General features: G+C 35.1%; 19 protein-coding genes. 10 read left to right on the forward strand and 9 right to left on the reverse strand.

The features are described 5' to 3' along the window. The first annotated feature begins 91 nt into the window (after positions 1-91). The 7 genes from NYE52_RS05570 to NYE52_RS05600 all read left to right on the forward strand — a co-directional run bounded on the left by NYE52_RS05570 (position 92) and on the right by NYE52_RS05600 (position 5,388). Positions 92-412, forward strand: a complete 321-nt coding sequence (locus NYE52_RS05570) for a hypothetical protein (protein ID WP_341192150.1) — start codon at positions 92-94, stop codon at positions 410-412. A 96-nt stretch (positions 413-508) separates the two neighbouring features. Continuing rightward, on the forward strand, positions 509-1,297 hold the full coding sequence (locus tag NYE52_RS05575; protein WP_341192151.1) for an ABC transporter ATP-binding protein: 789 nt from the start codon (positions 509-511) through the stop codon (positions 1,295-1,297). Further along, positions 1,294-2,928: a hypothetical protein gene (locus tag NYE52_RS05580; protein WP_341192152.1), complete on the forward strand. Its 1,635-nt coding sequence runs from the start codon at positions 1,294-1,296 to the stop codon at positions 2,926-2,928. The genes NYE52_RS05575 and NYE52_RS05580 overlap by 4 nt, the downstream gene beginning before the upstream one ends. Before the next feature lie 93 nt (positions 2,929-3,021). Beyond that, a complete protein-coding gene (locus NYE52_RS05585; protein ID WP_341192153.1) occupies positions 3,022-3,642 on the forward strand; it encodes an NUDIX hydrolase in 621 nt (206 codons plus the stop codon). Positions 3,643-3,814: 172 nt separating this feature from the next. Next, positions 3,815-4,366, forward strand: coding sequence for a histidine phosphatase family protein (locus NYE52_RS05590; protein ID WP_341192154.1), 552 nt, complete (start codon positions 3,815-3,817; stop codon positions 4,364-4,366). A 3-nt stretch (positions 4,367-4,369) separates the two neighbouring features. Continuing rightward, a complete protein-coding gene (locus NYE52_RS05595; RefSeq protein ID WP_341192155.1) occupies positions 4,370-4,870 on the forward strand; it encodes an NUDIX hydrolase in 501 nt (166 codons plus the stop codon). Positions 4,871-4,890: 20 nt separating this feature from the next. Beyond that, on the forward strand, positions 4,891-5,388 hold the full coding sequence (locus tag NYE52_RS05600) for a GNAT family N-acetyltransferase (protein ID WP_341192156.1): 498 nt from the start codon (positions 4,891-4,893) through the stop codon (positions 5,386-5,388). Positions 5,389-5,572: 184 nt separating this feature from the next. Here NYE52_RS05600 and NYE52_RS05605 read toward each other — a convergent pair whose 3' ends face one another. After that, positions 5,573-6,136 (reverse strand): DUF2777 domain-containing protein, encoded by a 564-nt coding sequence (locus NYE52_RS05605; RefSeq protein WP_341192157.1) that lies wholly within the window; start codon positions 6,134-6,136, stop codon positions 5,573-5,575. A gap of 251 nt (positions 6,137-6,387) precedes the next feature. Between NYE52_RS05605 and asnB the strand changes: the two genes are divergently transcribed. Further along, positions 6,388-8,235: an asparagine synthase (glutamine-hydrolyzing) gene (gene asnB, locus NYE52_RS05610; protein WP_341192158.1), complete on the forward strand. Its 1,848-nt coding sequence runs from the start codon at positions 6,388-6,390 to the stop codon at positions 8,233-8,235. 38 nt (positions 8,236-8,273) lie between these two features. On the opposite strand, the gene NYE52_RS05615 is transcribed toward asnB, so the two are convergent. After that, positions 8,274-9,407, reverse strand: coding sequence for a GerAB/ArcD/ProY family transporter (locus NYE52_RS05615; protein ID WP_341192159.1), 1,134 nt, complete (start codon positions 9,405-9,407; stop codon positions 8,274-8,276). A 31-nt stretch (positions 9,408-9,438) separates the two neighbouring features. Between NYE52_RS05615 and NYE52_RS05620 the strand changes: the two genes are divergently transcribed. Next, positions 9,439-9,606 (forward strand): hypothetical protein, encoded by a 168-nt coding sequence (locus NYE52_RS05620; RefSeq protein ID WP_341192160.1) that lies wholly within the window; start codon positions 9,439-9,441, stop codon positions 9,604-9,606. 30 nt (positions 9,607-9,636) lie between these two features. Here NYE52_RS05620 and NYE52_RS05625 read toward each other — a convergent pair whose 3' ends face one another. The 4 genes from NYE52_RS05625 to NYE52_RS05640 all read right to left on the reverse strand — a co-directional run bounded on the left by NYE52_RS05625 (position 9,637) and on the right by NYE52_RS05640 (position 14,162). Further along, positions 9,637-10,542, reverse strand: coding sequence for a DMT family transporter (locus tag NYE52_RS05625; protein WP_341192161.1), 906 nt, complete (start codon positions 10,540-10,542; stop codon positions 9,637-9,639). A gap of 177 nt (positions 10,543-10,719) precedes the next feature. Continuing rightward, positions 10,720-12,501 (reverse strand): alpha-glycosidase, encoded by a 1,782-nt coding sequence (locus tag NYE52_RS05630; protein WP_341192162.1) that lies wholly within the window; start codon positions 12,499-12,501, stop codon positions 10,720-10,722. Between the two features lie 161 nt (positions 12,502-12,662). Beyond that, positions 12,663-13,538 (reverse strand): SDR family oxidoreductase, encoded by an 876-nt coding sequence (locus tag NYE52_RS05635; protein ID WP_341192163.1) that lies wholly within the window; start codon positions 13,536-13,538, stop codon positions 12,663-12,665. A 129-nt stretch (positions 13,539-13,667) separates the two neighbouring features. Continuing rightward, positions 13,668-14,162 (reverse strand): YajQ family cyclic di-GMP-binding protein, encoded by a 495-nt coding sequence (locus tag NYE52_RS05640; RefSeq protein WP_341192164.1) that lies wholly within the window; start codon positions 14,160-14,162, stop codon positions 13,668-13,670. A gap of 199 nt (positions 14,163-14,361) precedes the next feature. Between NYE52_RS05640 and NYE52_RS05645 the strand changes: the two genes are divergently transcribed. Next, entirely contained in the window at positions 14,362-15,240 is an 879-nt protein-coding gene (locus tag NYE52_RS05645; RefSeq protein ID WP_341192165.1) for a CvfB family protein, read from the forward strand. 65 nt (positions 15,241-15,305) lie between these two features. Here the strand turns inward: NYE52_RS05645 and NYE52_RS05650 are convergent, their stop codons facing one another. The 3 genes from NYE52_RS05650 to NYE52_RS05660 form a co-directional block, all read right to left on the reverse strand. After that, positions 15,306-15,503: a hypothetical protein gene (locus tag NYE52_RS05650; RefSeq protein WP_341192166.1), complete on the reverse strand. Its 198-nt coding sequence runs from the start codon at positions 15,501-15,503 to the stop codon at positions 15,306-15,308. 22 nt (positions 15,504-15,525) lie between these two features. Further along, entirely contained in the window at positions 15,526-15,657 is a 132-nt protein-coding gene (locus NYE52_RS05655; RefSeq protein WP_081836758.1) for a DUF3941 domain-containing protein, read from the reverse strand. A gap of 89 nt (positions 15,658-15,746) precedes the next feature. Continuing rightward, positions 15,747-16,607, reverse strand: a complete 861-nt coding sequence (locus tag NYE52_RS05660) for a DegV family protein (RefSeq protein ID WP_341192167.1) — start codon at positions 16,605-16,607, stop codon at positions 15,747-15,749. Positions 16,608-16,695 lie beyond the last annotated feature (88 nt).

Here is a 16,695-nt window from a genome sequence, read left to right on the forward strand (position 1 = left end):
TTCTTTAAATATGGGGAAACTTTCCCTTCTATCAAAAGCGACGATTTAATCAAGAATTTACTTATATGCAAAGGAGTATAAAGGAGTTTACATGAAAAAAATTTATATCATTTTAGCAACCTTAACAATTGAAACAGTGATAATATGGTTTGCATCCTCTTTACTACAATGGAAATTTGTCGATACCATCTTTTTAGGCAGTTTAGTGCTTTTTGGAATTGTTTATCTTCTGCGTTTATACATTCATCAAACGAATGCAGCGTTTAATGCAAATATTGCAGGCTGGACATGGGAGGAAGCAGGAATTGGTCCGTTTCGTTTTCGTGTGTCGCCAGTTATTCTTGGACTGATTCTCTATATAATAATTAGTTTTTTTGTCACTTTTGTAACCTATTATTCTTATTTTTTTTAGCAAATATATAAGAAAGGAAGGGGAGATTAGGAAGGAGGTTTTTTCCTTTTTTTCAAGAATGGTAGAAAAAGAGATACGTAGGAAGGAGCAAATGAAATGATCGATGAAGAAATCGTTACAATAAAGAATTTGCGAAAAAACTATGGAGCGAAGGAAGTTCTAAAGGGAGTGGATTTACATGTTTATCGAGGAGAAATTATTGGATATATAGGTCCAAACGGTGCGGGAAAAAGTACTACGGTGAAAATTATCCTCGGTATAGAGGGAAATTATTATGGAGAAGTAATGCTTTTTGGGAAAAATATTAAGGAAGATTCAATTGAATATAAGCGGAAAATTGGTTATGTACCTGAAATAGCAGAGGTATACGATAATCTGACTGCGTATGAGTATGTTACCTTTATCGGTCAGCTATATGGAATGAGTGCTGATTTTGTTGATTATAAGGCAAAAAGATTAATGGAATTGTTTGGAATAGGAGAGGTATATCATTCTCGTATCTCTTCTTATTCAAAAGGGATGCGTCAAAAGCTATTAATTATTTCAAGTGTTTTGCATAATCCAGATATTCTTTTTCTAGATGAGCCAATCAATGGACTTGATGCGAATAGCGTGATGGTGTTTAAGGAAATTCTTGCTCAGTTTGCATCAAGTGGAAAAACAATATTTTATTCTTCACACATAATGGACGTAGTAGAAAAAATAAGCAGTCGGATTATTTTATTGAACGATGGAAAGATTATGGTAGATGGAAGCTTCAAAGAATTACAAACGCAAAATGAACAGGGAAGCTTGGAAGGAATCTTTAATCAACTAACCGGCTTTAACAATCATAAAGAAATTGGTGAATCTTTTGTATCTATTGTGCAAGAGGTGCAGTCATGAAGGACTTTACTATTTTAAAATTTATTGATCATTTTAAAGGATTATTTTGGAAGATAGGCATCGATTATCCCGTGTTAAGAACGATCTTACAAGTGAAATTGACAATGGACCAACGGAAGCTTCCCACTGTTTTCTCACAGGCTAATCAAAAAAAAGAAAAGAAAGAAGATAAATACGCCTATATAAAATCGTTATGGCTGTATGCTTTTATGGGGTTAATTCTAATTCCATTAATGGCTTTCGGCGATAATTATTTATTTCAAATGAGCGTTTCCTTTGGAATTATATTATTTCTCATCATGACCTCGATGATTTCCGATTTTTCTGGTGTTTTATTAGATATTCGGGATAAACATATTTTACATACGAAACCAATTAATAGGCGCACCATTAATACAGCAAAAGTATTACATATAATGATTTATCTCTCTCAATTGACGATTGCTATTACACTTATTCCTTTAGTTGTAAGTCTCCTTAAACAAGGAATTATCTTTTTTCTTATGACAGTTGTTTTACTTATTTTAGCAAATTTATTTATTGTTGTTATTACGGCATTGCTATATTTAGCTATCCTTCGATTTTTTGATGGGGAAAAGCTAAAGGATATGATTAATTACGTACAGATTGGTTTGTCTATTGTCATTATGATCGGATATCAGGTTGTCATTCGAAGCTTTGAATTAGTTGATTTAAATATTGTGTATCAAGTGCACTGGTGGCATGTTTTCTTTGTTCCAATGTGGTTTGCAGCACCATATGAGTGGATATTGAATGGCAATATTGAGACGATGATTATTCTGCTTGCTGCTCTTGCGATTATTTTACCGATTGTTGCAATTATCATTTATGGAAAGCTAATTCCTAGCTTTGAGAAAAATTTAGAAAAGTTAACTAGCCAAAGTAAAGCGAAAAAGAGCAAAGTCTCAAAACTGGGAGAAATACTAATCACGCTTTTTATTCGTAGCCGGGAAGAAAAAGCATTCTATCATTTTACTGGGCAAATGATTAGCCAAGAAAGGGATTTTAAATTAAAGGTATATCCGTCATTAGGTTTTTCAATCGTTATTCCCTTTTTATTTCTTTATAGCGGAACGAATTTGGGTGATATTTCATTTGCAACTAGTTCCTCGTATTTAACGATTTATTTTACGATGATCAATATTCCAACCATTATTTTTATGATGAGGTATTCAGGGAAATTTAAAGGTGCATGGATTTTTACGATTCTTCCAATAGCTGATTTTTCTATGTATTATAAAGGTGCATTAAAAGCGGTAATGATTAAACTATACTTACCAATCTATTTTTTATTAAGCATTGTATTTTTGTTTTTGTTTGGCATTCGGATTATTCCTGATTTGTTAGTGGTCTTTATCTCTGCTTTTCTCTATGCGGTTATTTGCTATCAATTACTAGATAAAGAAGTGCCTTTTTCCATGTCTTTCGATTCAGGAGCGAATCAGCAAAGCTGGAGGTTATTTCTACTGCTGCTTCCACTGCCGATTTTAGCAGGAATTCATTATATCAGTATATCGCTTCCTTTTGGAGTTTATATTTATGGCATATTGCTTTTCTTTATTAATCTTATAGTCTGGAAAAATATGCAAAGAAAAAAAGTATCTATTTAAACCACATTTCCTAAAAGCCTTTTTCTGCAGAGGAATAGGAAGACAATACAAGCGTTACTTGCTTAGAAATAATATAAGAGGAGCGATAACAAAATGGAAGAGGAACAATTAAAAGTATTTGATGAAAACAGAACACCAATAGGAATTGCAGCTCGTAGCGAAATACATAAAAAGGGATTATGGCATGAGACATTTCATTGCTGGATTGTATCGGAGCAGGATGAACAATTGTACCTCTATTTGCAAATTAGAAGTCCTTTAAAAAAGGATTATCCGAATCTTTTAGATATAACGGCTGCTGGACATTTGTTAGCACATGAAGAGGCTAAAGATGGTGTAAGAGAGATGGAAGAAGAAATTGGTATAAGTGTAGAAAGGGATGAGCTAATCTTCTTAGGTGTTTTCCATTATGAAATGAATAATGGAGATATTTTGGACAAGGAATTTGCTCATACTTTTTTATATAAAAGAAATATAGATTTTAAAGATTTTAAATTGCAGGAAGAGGAAGTAGCTGGCATCGTTAAAACCAGATTAGCAGATTTCTATGCATTATGGAAAGGAACAAGTCAAGTAATCGAAGTGAACGGATTTGAAGTGAGTGAAAATGGAGAAAGATTGAAGATTCATCGTATGGTTGGTAGAGATAGCTTTGCACCTCATCCAATTTCTTATTATAATCAGTTGACTCAAGCCTTGAAGGAGAATTTATAAAGAGGAGCAGTTATTTTGGAAACAAAGTAACTGGCGTTAATGTAGCGAGAAAGAGAATTTACATATTAATGGTTATCATCTGTATTAAATATGGGCGATGAAGGAAGTAGGAGAGAAAGTAAATGGTCCATCTCTTAGTTAATTCTTCTCTAAGAAAAGGAGGAAGAGCGGTATGAATAATCGTAAAACCATTTACTTGATTCGCCATTGTGAGGCAAATGGACAAAAAGCTGATGCTGAATTAACCTCAAATGGGAGGAAACAAGCAATTGCGTTAGCTGGTTTGTTGGAAGACAAGGAAATTCAATTTATTTTATCTAGTACGTATTTGCGTGCCTATGAATCTATTAGACCGTTAGCAGAAAGGCTTCGATTAACCATTCATAAAGAAGAAAGGTTAATTGAGAGAAAGCTAAGTGACAAAAATTTGGATGATTGGCTTTTGCTATTAGAAGAATCCTTTACAAATCTAGATATCAGATACGAAGGTGGTGAATCGAGTAGACAAGCGATGGATAGAGGTATCGCTGTTGTAAAAGAATGTCTGCAAAGAAAGGAAACAACATTTGCTATTGTTACACATGGTAATTTGCTTTCTTTAATATGGAAATATTTTGATCAAACAGTAGGTTTTAAGGAATGGAGGGAGCTTGCGAATCCCGATGTTTTTCAAATAGCTTACCAACAAGAGAGTATAAGAATAAATCGAATATGGGGGGAATAAATTTTGGTTGAACAGAAATACTTTCATCGACCATTTGGAGTATATGGAATTCTTGTAGAAAAGGATAGATTGTTAGTTATTCATAAGAAAAGGGGACCTTATGCCAATCGTTTTGATTTGCCGGGAGGGAGTTTAGAACCAGCTGAAAGTCTAGCTATTGCCATGCGGAGAGAGTTTTTAGAAGAAACTGGCGTAAAAATCGAAATCGAGAATCAACTCGGAATGGCTGACTTTATGTTTCCGTGTAAATGGAGAGAATTTACCCATATTCACCATATCGCAGCCTTTTACATGGTTAGAAAAGTTGGGGGAGAAATTTCAGTACCAGAACAATTTGAGGGTCAAGATTCTTTAGGAGCAGAATGGGTTGCTTTAGAGGATATTTCTATTAACAATGCTTCTCCCCTTGTGTTAAAGGCAGTGGAATGGATAAAAACAGGATCAATCGGATTAGAAGTAACATGGTTTGAAGAATGGGAAGTGAAAAAAACCTTCCATATATAAGGGAAAAAAGGAGTGTACATATGATTATTAGAAAAGCCAAGATGGAAGACGCCGAAGAAATTGCGAAAGTGCATGTAGATAGTTGGAGAACTACTTATAAGGGAATTGTTCCCGATTCCTATTTAGAGACACTTCATTATGAGAAACGAGAAGAAATCTGGAGAACCGCTATCCCGACAGGAAATGTCTTTGTTGCAGAAAATGAAGAAGGTAGGATTGTGGGGTTCGCAAATGGTGGAAAGGAAAGAAGTGGTCAATATCCAGGTTACGATGGAGAGCTTTACGCCATCTATCTATTGGAAGCCTATCAAGGAAAAGGAATTGGCAGTACGCTCGTGAAAAAGGTTATTGAGTATTTAAAAGAAAAGGGCATTAATAGCATGATTATTCTTGCATTAGAGGATAATCCAGCCTGTACGTTTTACGAAACGCTTGGTGGAAAAAGAATGGGAACAGAAGAGCTAGAAATAGGTGGCAAGGAGTTTACTGAAGTTGTTTACGGATGGAGATTGGAATAATAGTGTGAAAAGACCTTTTCATGAATTGGAGTGTACTTGAAAATGTTTCTTTTAGCCCACAGTACGACTCCTATGGGAGAGAATTGGCGCGCCCTAGTAAGTCGTGCTGTCGCTTTGGAAAACAGATGCAAATTCCCAAATTAAACAACTTGCCACTATTTATTTTTTCTAAAGGAAGGTTTTATCAAGAAGACAGCTTCTCGACAATCATTCTTTTTCCGGTATTTAAGGTGAATTCAAAGCGGTCCGTTATTTTTTCATTATAGAAAAAATGGTGATTTACACTGCAGAGCCCTTCCTCATTATCAAAAATCATCATATTTACACCATTCTTGCGCTTTTCGTCTTTTAAAAAAGTAAGATGATTATAGCAGTAAATACAATCATAAATAGAGAACTTCATCGAATTTAAAGTAGTTATAAATTGATGAAAGCTATCATCATTTAAATCATCTAATAATTCTTCTAAGGCAAACACAAGATGCTTTCTTATTCGTATAGGATCTTCGTGCTTCAGAAAATGAATAGAGCCAGAGACATTCACTTTGCCATCCTCTAGAAGAATTCCCTTTCTCCAACGATTTAAGGACTGAATCTCAATTTCTTGATGCAAATATTCATCAAGCATGGATGCGTCCTCTGTTTCTTCATCAAAAAAAATCCACTGATTATTTATATATTCTACTGTACCTTTCGTAAAGGCACGTGTTTGAAATTCAATAAGTTTTAATCTATGCTGATTGTTCATTGTAAACCTCCCAAAGATTACACGCTCATAAATTCTTTTTAGACAGATAAACAAAATTTTATAACTAATCTTTCTTTTTCCTTCATTTAAATATTGAAAACGATTAATTTATCCTTTTTGAGTGGATCCTGAGATAAACCTAATATAAACCTGATATGGACAAATAACCATTTTTATTCTGATGCATAGAATACCTCATACTGATTGATTGGTATCTAATCATAAGTTCCACGAAAGAAAGGATGATAATCATGTGTGGAATAACAGGTTGGGTTGATTACAAAAAAGATTTAAGAAACGAGTCGGTAATTTTATCCGCTATGGCAGAAACATTGGCAAAAAGAGGACCTGATGATACAAATATTTGGACTGCGTTACATGCTGGGTTCGGGCATAAACGATTAGTGGTAGTTGATCCGTTAAATGGTATTCAACCAATGACAAAAGAAAAACAAGGATTTCATTACACTATTTGCTACAATGGTGAATTGTATAATACAGAAGACATAAGAAAAGAATTACTAATAAAAGGATATTCATTCCAAGGTCATTCTGATACAGAAGTTTTACTAACTTCCTATATAGAGTGGGGAGAAGAATGTCTGCAGTACTTAAATGGGATATTTGCCTTTGCTGTTTGGGATGAAAAGCGAAATTCTTTATTTATTGGAAGAGATCGTTTAGGAGTAAAACCACTATTTTACGCTGAAGTGGGATCTAGCTTTATCTTTGGCTCTGAATTGAAAGCATTGCTTGCTCATCCAAATGTGAAGTCAGAGTTGGATAGAGAAGGGTTAGCAGAAGTATTTGCGCTTGGACCTTCTCATACACCAGGGAGCGGTATCTTTAAAGGGATTAAAGAGCTTCGACCAGGGCATGCATTAAAGTTTACACAGGATGGCTTGAAAGTATGGCGTTATTGGAATGTGAAAAGTGAAGAACATACAGATACATTTGATGAAACGGTTGAAAAAGTTCGATTCCTTTTTAAAGATGCGGTTACTAGACAATTAGTATCAGATGTACCATTAAGTACTTTTCTGTCAGGTGGAGTGGATTCTAGTGCCATTACAGCCATTGCATCTATGGACTATGCGAAAAATGGGAAAGGGCCGCTTCACACCTATTCCATTGATTATGAAGGCAATGATAAATTCTTTAAAGCAAATGAGTTCCAACCGAATTCTGATGGTGTTTATATAAAAAAAATGACAGATACGTTTGGAACTATTCACCATAATTGTGTTATCACCCAAGAGACGTTAGCAGACTTTTTGCATGAGGCAGTAACGGTAAGGGATGTTCCTGGTATGGCTGATGTTGATTCCTCCCTTTTATGGTTCTGTCGAGAAATAAAGAAGGATTTTGTCGTTAGTTTATCTGGGGAATGTGCAGATGAAATCTTTGGTGGCTATCCATGGTTTAGAAGAGAGGCTGATTTGCAAAGAGGAGGCTTCCCATGGATGAGATCCATTCAAGAACGACAAAACTTATTGAAGGATTCATGGAGCAATAAATTACAATTAGAAGATTATATGATGGATAAATATAATCAGACCATTGCTGAGACACCTAAATTAGCCGGAGAAAGTAAAGAGGATGCAAAACGCCGAGAGTTATTTTATCTCAATCAACTATGGTTTATGACCACTTTATTAGAGCGTAAAGACAGAATGAGTATGGGAGCAAGCCTAGAGGTACGTGTTCCATTTGCTGACCATCGCTTAGTCGAATATGTGTGGAATGTACCTTGGGAAATGAAGAATTATATGGGAAGAGAAAAAGGATTGCTACGAAAAGCATTAGAAGGAATTCTTCCAGATGAAGTACTTTATCGCAAGAAAAGTCCATATCCTAAGACGCATAATCCGATTTATACAAAAACAGTAACCGATATGCTAAAGACGGCACTAACGGATAAAAGCTCTGCTTTATATGAATTCTTTGATAAAGAGCGACTTTCAGAAATTATCGAAACAGAGGGCTCGGCATTTAAAGAACCATGGTTTGGCCAACTCATGACAGGACCACAATTGCTTGCACACTTAGTACAAATCCACTATTGGTTCAAAGATTATAATATTAATATTGTTGAGTAAGAAAACTAAAAAATCCCTAGAATGACGATTCGATCGTACTATCTAGGGATTTTTTTCGTTTTATCATGGAGTGGGGCATTGCCTTTATTTATAAACTTTTTAATTAGTAGGACAAATAAGAGGAAGCACGGGAAAGCAAATTGTAACGGTAAATATAATAGATATGGAACAGCTACAGCGCCTTCTTTAACATGGTCGTTAATTTCCATACTAATGAAAATAGAAAACATGGAAATAATACAGACGATAGGTATTACAAAATAACGATATTGGTATTTAAAAATATATTCTAACCCCTTTAATCCCCCATAGATGAAGACCGAACTTTTGATTACAATTCCTAACATAATAATAAAAACAGCAAGCGCATCAATTCTCTCAAGGAAGTTCCCAATAGAAATGAGTCTTGTCGTACTTAAAAGTGGAAATGTTGCTCTTGAAGCAGTAGTTATCCCTAAGGATAACGTAATAATTAATGTAGCAATAGTAAGCAATATCCCGGATACGGCTACTGAATATATAACAGATTTCTTACGCATTTTTAAGTTGGAAATATGAGGGAATACGCATGTCATCACAATTAATTCTCCATATGGTCTACTTACTTCAATTGGAAACATAGACTCGATTACTGGTAGTATTCCTCTTGCTAATACTGGTTGAATTTTTGTGAAAGAAATATTTTCACTTGCAAATAAGAAAATAATCAGCAGGAGAAGAAACAAGGCAGAATAAGGTGTGAATATTTCCGTTGTTCGTCCTAAGATTTCAATCCCTAAATACAAAATATAGCCAATTATAAACATTAAAGTTATAACTATGATTTCAATAGGAGTCAATGGAAGAATAAAGGTAGATGTTAATTCTCCAAAATCCCTAATGGTTCTAGCGGCAAGATAAAAAAAATAAAGAGTATAGACAAGTGTAATAGGAATAGCAAGGAATCGATTGAACCCGTACTCAATAATTTCAAATAAATTCTTTGAAGGGACTAACTCATTTATATTAAGGAAAAAAGAGGTAATGATTAAGCCCGTAAAAGTCGACAGAAGTACAGTAATCCAGGCATCCTCTTTTGCGGTAATACCAAGTACTACAACAAGCGTAGTACCTAGGTTAAAACCAATAATAATGGCAAATAACTGACTTAACGATAGATTTTCTTTTAGCATGAAAAGGAATCTCCTAATTGGAAATATGTATATGCTTAAAGTAGTATTTGTTTCATTTACCAATAATATGCAAAAGAAGATGATTTTCGTAGCAATGGATTTAATGGAAGATATATGTTTATCTCGTACTTACGAGACACTACTGCAGAGTGAAGTAATTGGTTCAAAGAAAAAATCAGTGGGGGCTTTGCCTCACTGATTAAAGTTACACTAAGAAAATGAACATAATTTAACCAACTGGTTTTTCTTGTGTAATAGTTGGTTTAGACTGCTTTTGCAGTAAGAAAAAGAAAACACCGAACAAAACAAGTAATCCTCCAAACATTTGAGATAGAATTAATCGTTCATTTAATAGTAGTACAGCTAAAAGGGTAGCTCCAACGGGTTCTCCTAAAATGCTCATAGAAATAGTAGTGGCATTAACATAATTGAGTAACCAATTATTGATGATATGAGCGAGTGTCGGAACAATTGCAAGCAATATAAAAATCCCCCATTCTCTTCCAGAGTAACCAGTTAATACTTCACCAGCGATTACATTATAGATAGTTAATAAACAGGCAGCAAAAAAGAAAACCGTAAATGTATAAATCCAATGAGGCATTTTCTTAATAATGTTTTGACCAATTAATAAATAGCCAACTACTGCTATCACGCTCAAGAAGGAAAGAACATCTCCAATAATTGCATTGCTGTCTAGTCCAATATCCCCCCAGCCAATCATCATGGCGCCAATAATCGCAATGCCCATTGTCATAATAGCACTAGAAGTCGTTCTTTCTCGAAAGAAAATAAATCCGCCAAGAAGAGAGACGATAGGCTGAAGTGCCAAGATGATTGTAGAACTTGCTACAGTAGTAAATTTTAGAGAACTGAACCAAAGGGCAAAATGCAATGCCAAAAAAGAGCCTGAAAAGAATAAGAACGACCAATCCTTTTTGGATAGTTTTTTAAAATCATTTCTGTGTATGTATACCATGGGAATCATAAGGAGACAGGCAAGCCACATGCGATACATGCTTAATATAGTGGCAGGGGCATCCGACCATTTTACGAAAATCGCGGAAAAAGAGATAGCGATAATCGAGATAAGTAATGGAATCCCAATAGATTTTGATGATAATTGTTGATTCACTTTATTTCCTCCTGACAATTCAAACAATTCGATATAATAGTAAATATAGTACGTTCAAAGGCAGGAAACAATCATTATTTTTCATTTCTTGGAAAATAATTTAGCGAACAGGTATAAATAAGGTGTCCATAAGGAATTTCAATCATAATGGACACCTTATTTTAATAATAGTTAATCCTATCTAGCATGAATATATTCATAGTTCATATTAAAACGGAGAATACTACATTCATATGGTCCGAGTATTACAGCTAGATCATCTGATTCAGCAGCATATTCTTCTTCTGTTAATAATAGAGAGATTTTTTTTCCTCGTAATGGAAAGGGAAGTTGAAACTGTGCTTCTCTGTCACTCTTATTTATGACCGTTAAAAGGATTTCCCCCTCTTGTTTTGCATAATATGCTAAACAAGAATCAGCATTTGATAGGAAGAAAAAAGTACCACTATTGATGAGAAGAGAACTTTGTTTCCGCACTTGAATTAATTGCTTCACAAATTCTTTTAGCTTGCCATCATGCTTTTCTGTATCCCAAGGCATACACTTTCTACATCCCGGATCGCTGCCACCGCCTAATCCAATTTCATCTCCATAATAAATACAAGGAGTGCCAGGGTAGGTTAAGAGAAAGGTAAATAAAAGTTTCACTCGTTCTTTACGATAGCTGCATTCATGAATGATTCGAGGTGTATCATGGCTTCCAATTATATTGAATAATACGTTATTCACTGTACTTGGGTATGCTTGTAATGTTGTGGTCATATCCTCCATAAATTGTTGGGCCGAAATCATGTCATAGGCAAAAAATTGCAATGCTTTTGTTAGTAAAGGATAATTCATTACCGAGTCAAATTGATCGCCTCGAAGCCATGGCAGGGAATCATGCCAAACTTCCCCCAATATAAAGAGGTCTGGTTTTAATTCTTTCACAACAGATCGGAAGGACCTCCAGAAATCATGATCTATTTCATTGGCAACATCTAAGCGCCAACCATCAATATTACATTCTGTTATCCAATGTTTTGCAACATGTAAAAGGTATTCTTTTACTTCTTCATTTGCTGTATTAAATTTGGGCATTGCTTCATAAAAGCCAAATGTTTCATAATTTAAAGCGCTATTCTCTTTTAAAGGAAATTTATGTATATGGAACCAGTCTTTATAGCTCGAATTTTCTTCATTTTTTAAAACATCTTGAAACGGAGGAAAGTGATAGCCACAATGATTAAATACAGCATCTAGCATGACACGAATCCCACGGCTATGACATTCGTTTACGAGCTTTTTAAGCATTTCTGTATCGCCGAATTGTGGATCCACTTCTAGATAGTTAATGGTATCGTATTTATGATTGCTTTTTGCATGAAAAATAGGAGTAAGATAAATCCCCGTTATCCCAAGGTCAGAAAGATAGTCTAGAGAATCGATTATTCCTTGGAAATCGCCGCCGAAGAAATTCCATAATCCAGGTTCTTCTTGTCCCCATGGAGCAGTGTCCCTTGGATTTAAGGAACTATTCCCATTTCGAAATCTTTCTGGGAATATTTGATACCAGATAGTTGTTGAGACCCATGAAGGAGGAGAAAAAACGTCTCTCTGGTGAAGATAGGGCAAACAAAAATAATAGCCCGCATCTTCGGGAACAAAGGGGAAGAACCCTTTTTCGGTATAGGTTATTTGTTGTTCGTTATCTCTTATAATAAAGCCATAACGAATTCTTTTTTTATTAGAAATAGTGCAATGCCAATAATCAAAAAGAGAATCAGTTCCGCTTTTTTCCATCATCATTCGGTGGGAGACCCAATTATAGTCAATCATTTCATATTGGTCACCATAAATTATTTCGATTTCATTCACATTTGCTCGTTTTGTCCGAATACGGATATGGAGGGTATCCCCATCTTGTAAATAACAGAAATTATCGCCACTTCGATGATAAATTGAGGCTAAATCAATCATTTTTCACACTCCCTTTACGTTATTTCTCTTTGCAACTAGTCTTGACAGATTAGAACGTTTTTAAAAGGGAGGTGTTACTCGTTTTCCTATTAAAACCACCGCTCACTAATTGGAAGTGAGCGGTGGATTTCTCTTCTTGTATTTCGAAAGGGAGAGGGGGATTACCCGTTAACGATAGTTCCACCATTTACGTGAAGAACCTGTCCCGTAACATATGTGGAATCATTACTAGCTAAATATACGTAAGCTGGCGCAAGTTCACAAGGTTGACCAGCACGTTTAAAAGGAGTATTTGCGCCAAAAGATGCAACCTGCTCACTATCAAAGGTAGAAGGAATAAGTGGAGTCCAAATAGGGCCTGGCGCTACTCCATTCACGCGAATACCTTGTCCAGCAAGAGACTGTGATAAGGAACGAGTAAACGCGGTAATTGCTCCTTTTGTAGATGAATAATCGATTAATGTTTCATTCCCTTTATAGGCAGTGATGGACGTCGTATTGATAATCGTATCACCTTGTTCTAAATGTGGTAAGGTCGCTTTTGTTAAGTAGAACATAGAAAAGATATTTGTACGAAATGTTTTTTCTAATTGTTCAGCAGTTATATCCTGTATACTCTGCTGTGGATGTTGTTCCGCGGCATTATTCACTAGAATATTCACTTTCCCAAATTCAGAAACGGTTTTTTCTACAATTGTTTTACAGAAGCTCTCCTCACCAACATCGCCAGCAAGTAATAAACATTTTCCCCCTTCTGCCTCGACTAGTTCTTTTGTCTTTTGGGCATCATCATGTTCATTTAAGTAAACTACTGCTATGTCAGCACCTTCTTTTGCATAATAAATCGCTACAGATCGACCAATTCCACTATCGCCACCAGTGATAATTGCAGCCTTTCCTTTTAATTTTTCTGAGCCCTTGTATGCGGGATCGACATCTTTCGGCATAGGATTCATTTCTGTCTGAATACCAGGTTGCTGATCCTGATGCTGTGGGGGAAAGGTTTGTTGTAATTGTTCATTATTACTATTACTCATATCAATCACTCCTTCTATTTTTGTTCATGTTTACTTATTTTTCCCAAATCCTCTCATATAAACATGGAAAAAATAGGGTAGGAGTGAATAAAAAAAAGATGGCACCAAATTAGGCTGCCATCCAACTAGTTAGCGATAATTGACAAATTGCACATCAATTGTAATTTTTGATTCATCTTTCACTGCTGCAATAATTTTTTGTAAATCATCACGGCTTTTAGCAGTTACACGGATTTGATCGTCTTGCTGTTGCGTTTTCACTTTTAATCCACTGTTTTTAATTAAGGCATTAATTATTTTAGCATTATCCTTATCAATGCCTTGGATTAATTTCGCTCTTTGGCGAACGGTCCCGCCTGAAGCACCTTCAATTTTGCCATAATCTAAGTTTTTAATAGGAATGCCGCGTTTAAACATTTTGCTAATAAGGACATCCTTCAGCTGTTCTAATTTATATTCATCATCTGAAACAAGAACTAATTCTTCTTTGTCCAATGTAACATTACTCTTGCTTCCTTTAAAATCATAACGATTTTGGATTTCCTTCATCGCAAGCTGTACTGCATTTGTTACCTCAGAAAAATCAACTTTCGATACAATATCAAATGAGCTTTCTTTCGCCATAATTACCTCCTGGTTTTGGGAACCTAACACTAATTCTAAGCATTTCTAGCGCAAATTCCATTTCTTTTATGTTTGTATTATAGTAAAATATAGCAGTTGTAACAACTTTAGGCATGGAATATTCACTAAATAGGGAATAATTATGATAAAAGAATATAGATGAAAAGTTGAATAGACAAGAAATAAAGGAGGAAAACAAATGTCGTTAAGAGATTATATGGGACGTGTAGAAATATTAACCGTTGCAAGAATAGCATCTTTCGGATACTTTTTAACGTTAGAAGAGGAAGACGAAGATGTACTTTTACATTTTAGTGAAACAGATCAAAAATTCGAAGAGGGCGATGAAGTACGCGTTTTTATTTACAGTGATTCACAAGGTAGAGCGTGCTCTAGTACATTTATCCCTACTATAGCTGTTGGTAAATATGATTGGGTAAAAGTAACGGATCGTAAAGAAGGAATTGGCTGCTTCTTTGATATTGGCTTGAAAAAGGACATGTTATTAGGCGAAGATGACTTACCAGTTCATGAAGAGGTTTGGCCAGAAGTTGGAGACATGTTATATATTACATTAAAGGTAAATAAAAATAATTATTTATATGTAAAACCTGCGACAGATCCAATTATTGAAGAAATGTCAACAAAGGCAACAAGAGCAGATTTTAATAAAAACATTCATGGCTATATTTATCGAACAGCAAAAGTTGGAAGCTGGATTTATACAGCAGAAGGCTTTAAAGGATTTATTCATGAATCAGAGCGAGGCCAAGAACCAAGATTAGGGGAAAAGGTTAATGGTCGTATTATCGACGTTAAGCTAGACGGTACAATTAATGTCTCGTTATTACCAAGAAAAGAAGAAGCACTCGATAAGGATGCACAGCAAATTTTGGATTATTTAATTATGCGTAAAGGGGCAATGCCTTATGGAGATAAGAGCATGCCTGAGGACATCAAAGAGCGCTTTAATTTAAGCAAAGGATCGTTTAAACGAGCGCTTGGAAAGCTAATGAAAGAAAAGCAAGTGTATCAAGAAGAAGGCTGGACGTATTTGAAGGAAGATAGTGAAAAATAATTAATAATAAATGAGATGGGTGCATTCCAAATTTGGAATGCACTTTTTATATAAGCCATTTAGAGTTAAAGCAGAACGCAGTATGGAAAAGTAACAGAGGAGTGTTTTCTAAGCCCACTAGAGCAGAAATCCGCATGGAAAGGTAACAGAGAATCGCTCTCTACGCCTTTCTTAACAAAAAACAGCATCAAAAGGTAACAAACAAAGAAACCATAAATCCCCACACCAACAACAAAACATATCAAAAGAGCTGCCAATCCCATTGACAGCCCCTCCATAGCAATATTATAAATGATCTGTTTTTTTGCTATATTGATGTTTACCGTTTTTGCGGTTCTTTTCGCGCATCATGTTCTTTTCATGACGCAATGCATTATTGTCTTTTGCTTTTTTATCATTATCAGAAGTATGTGGCATAAAAAAATACTCCTTTCAGCATCAACTTTTGTTCAAGAGAACATTGATAGTATGAGTGAAAGGAGTAAACTTTATTCTCGTGAAAGCTGTTATTCTGAAACTTTATTTAAGAAGAATATAGCAATCGTTCCAGCACCTGTATGAGAACCAACAGAGGCACCAATAGAAGAAATAAATACTTCTTTTGGGTGGAATTTTTCTACTATCATTTCTTTCACTTCTAAAGCTGTTGCTTCATCATCTGCGTGGCTTATGGCAAATACTTGTTGATCTAATTTATCGCCACGCTCGCCAATTAGTTCGATCATTCTGCGCAGGAGCTTCTTTTTGCCACGAATTTTTTCAAGAGGAACTAGTTTTCCATCTTCTACATGCAGTAAAGGCTTTATGTTTAGTAATCCACCAAGAAATGCAGAGGCTTTTGAAACACGTCCACCCTTTGCTAAGTATTCTAAATCCTCCACTGTAAATAAGTGCTCCATATGCTCGCATAAGAACTTTAGTCGTGGTATAATTTCACTTACGTCTTTACCTTGATCGCGGAGTTTTACCGCTTCTTGAACGACTAAACCAGCACCTAATGATGCACATTTAGTATCAATAATCGTAAGGTCGAAGTCAGGATATTCTTCTTTCACTTGCTCTGATATCATTACTGCTGTTTGGTACGTTCCAGATAATTGCGAAGAAAATGCAATATATACAGCTTTTTCATTATTTTGAGCTAATGCTGTAAAAACATCTTTAAATAATGCTGGAGAAACTTGTGATGTTTTTGGAACTTGTCCACTGCGAATAGCATTATAGACAGTGTTTGGTTCTATTGATTTTAAATCCTCGTATTCTTTACCGTCTAAATTAACTTTTAGCGGTAATAGTGTAACCTCATGATTCTCATAATAGGATAGAGGTAAATCACTCGCACTATCTGCTAGGATTTTAAAAGTCATATTCATTCCACTTCTTTCTTTTTTTTATAAAAGCATATGGTAATTGGAGTACAGTTATGATGAATAACAATAATCTCTGTGAAAATGC

It is taken from the genome of Niallia sp. FSL W8-0635 (assembly GCF_038007965.1).
Classification (GTDB): Bacteria; Bacillota; Bacilli; order Bacillales; family Cytobacillaceae; genus Niallia.

Bases quoted from the DNA above. Each gene is read 5' to 3' on its own strand.
- NYE52_RS05600 (WP_341192156.1), top strand. From the start codon at position 4,891: ATGATTATTAGAAAAGCCAAGATGGAAGACGCCGAAGAAATTGCGAAA.
- NYE52_RS05590 (WP_341192154.1), top strand. From the start codon at position 3,815: ATGAATAATCGTAAAACCATTTACTTGATTCGCCATTGTGAGGCAAAT.
- NYE52_RS05650 (WP_341192166.1), bottom strand. From the start codon at position 15,503: ATGGGATTGGCAGCTCTTTTGATATGTTTTGTTGTTGGTGTGGGGATT.
- NYE52_RS05630 (WP_341192162.1), bottom strand. From the start codon at position 12,501: ATGATTGATTTAGCCTCAATTTATCATCGAAGTGGCGATAATTTCTGT.
- NYE52_RS05620 (WP_341192160.1), top strand. From the start codon at position 9,439: ATGCTTAAAGTAGTATTTGTTTCATTTACCAATAATATGCAAAAGAAG.
- asnB (WP_341192158.1), top strand. From the start codon at position 6,388: ATGTGTGGAATAACAGGTTGGGTTGATTACAAAAAAGATTTAAGAAAC.
- NYE52_RS05575 (WP_341192151.1), top strand. From the start codon at position 509: ATGATCGATGAAGAAATCGTTACAATAAAGAATTTGCGAAAAAACTAT.
- NYE52_RS05570 (WP_341192150.1), top strand. From the start codon at position 92: ATGAAAAAAATTTATATCATTTTAGCAACCTTAACAATTGAAACAGTG.
- NYE52_RS05640 (WP_341192164.1), bottom strand. From the start codon at position 14,162: ATGGCGAAAGAAAGCTCATTTGATATTGTATCGAAAGTTGATTTTTCT.
- NYE52_RS05605 (WP_341192157.1), bottom strand. From the start codon at position 6,136: ATGAACAATCAGCATAGATTAAAACTTATTGAATTTCAAACACGTGCC.
- NYE52_RS05660 (WP_341192167.1), bottom strand. From the start codon at position 16,607: ATGACTTTTAAAATCCTAGCAGATAGTGCGAGTGATTTACCTCTATCC.
- NYE52_RS05655 (WP_081836758.1), bottom strand. From the start codon at position 15,657: ATGCCACATACTTCTGATAATGATAAAAAAGCAAAAGACAATAATGCA.
- NYE52_RS05645 (WP_341192165.1), top strand. From the start codon at position 14,362: ATGTCGTTAAGAGATTATATGGGACGTGTAGAAATATTAACCGTTGCA.
- NYE52_RS05635 (WP_341192163.1), bottom strand. From the start codon at position 13,538: ATGAGTAATAGTAATAATGAACAATTACAACAAACCTTTCCCCCACAG.
- NYE52_RS05580 (WP_341192152.1), top strand. From the start codon at position 1,294: ATGAAGGACTTTACTATTTTAAAATTTATTGATCATTTTAAAGGATTA.
- NYE52_RS05615 (WP_341192159.1), bottom strand. From the start codon at position 9,407: ATGCTAAAAGAAAATCTATCGTTAAGTCAGTTATTTGCCATTATTATT.
- NYE52_RS05585 (WP_341192153.1), top strand. From the start codon at position 3,022: ATGGAAGAGGAACAATTAAAAGTATTTGATGAAAACAGAACACCAATA.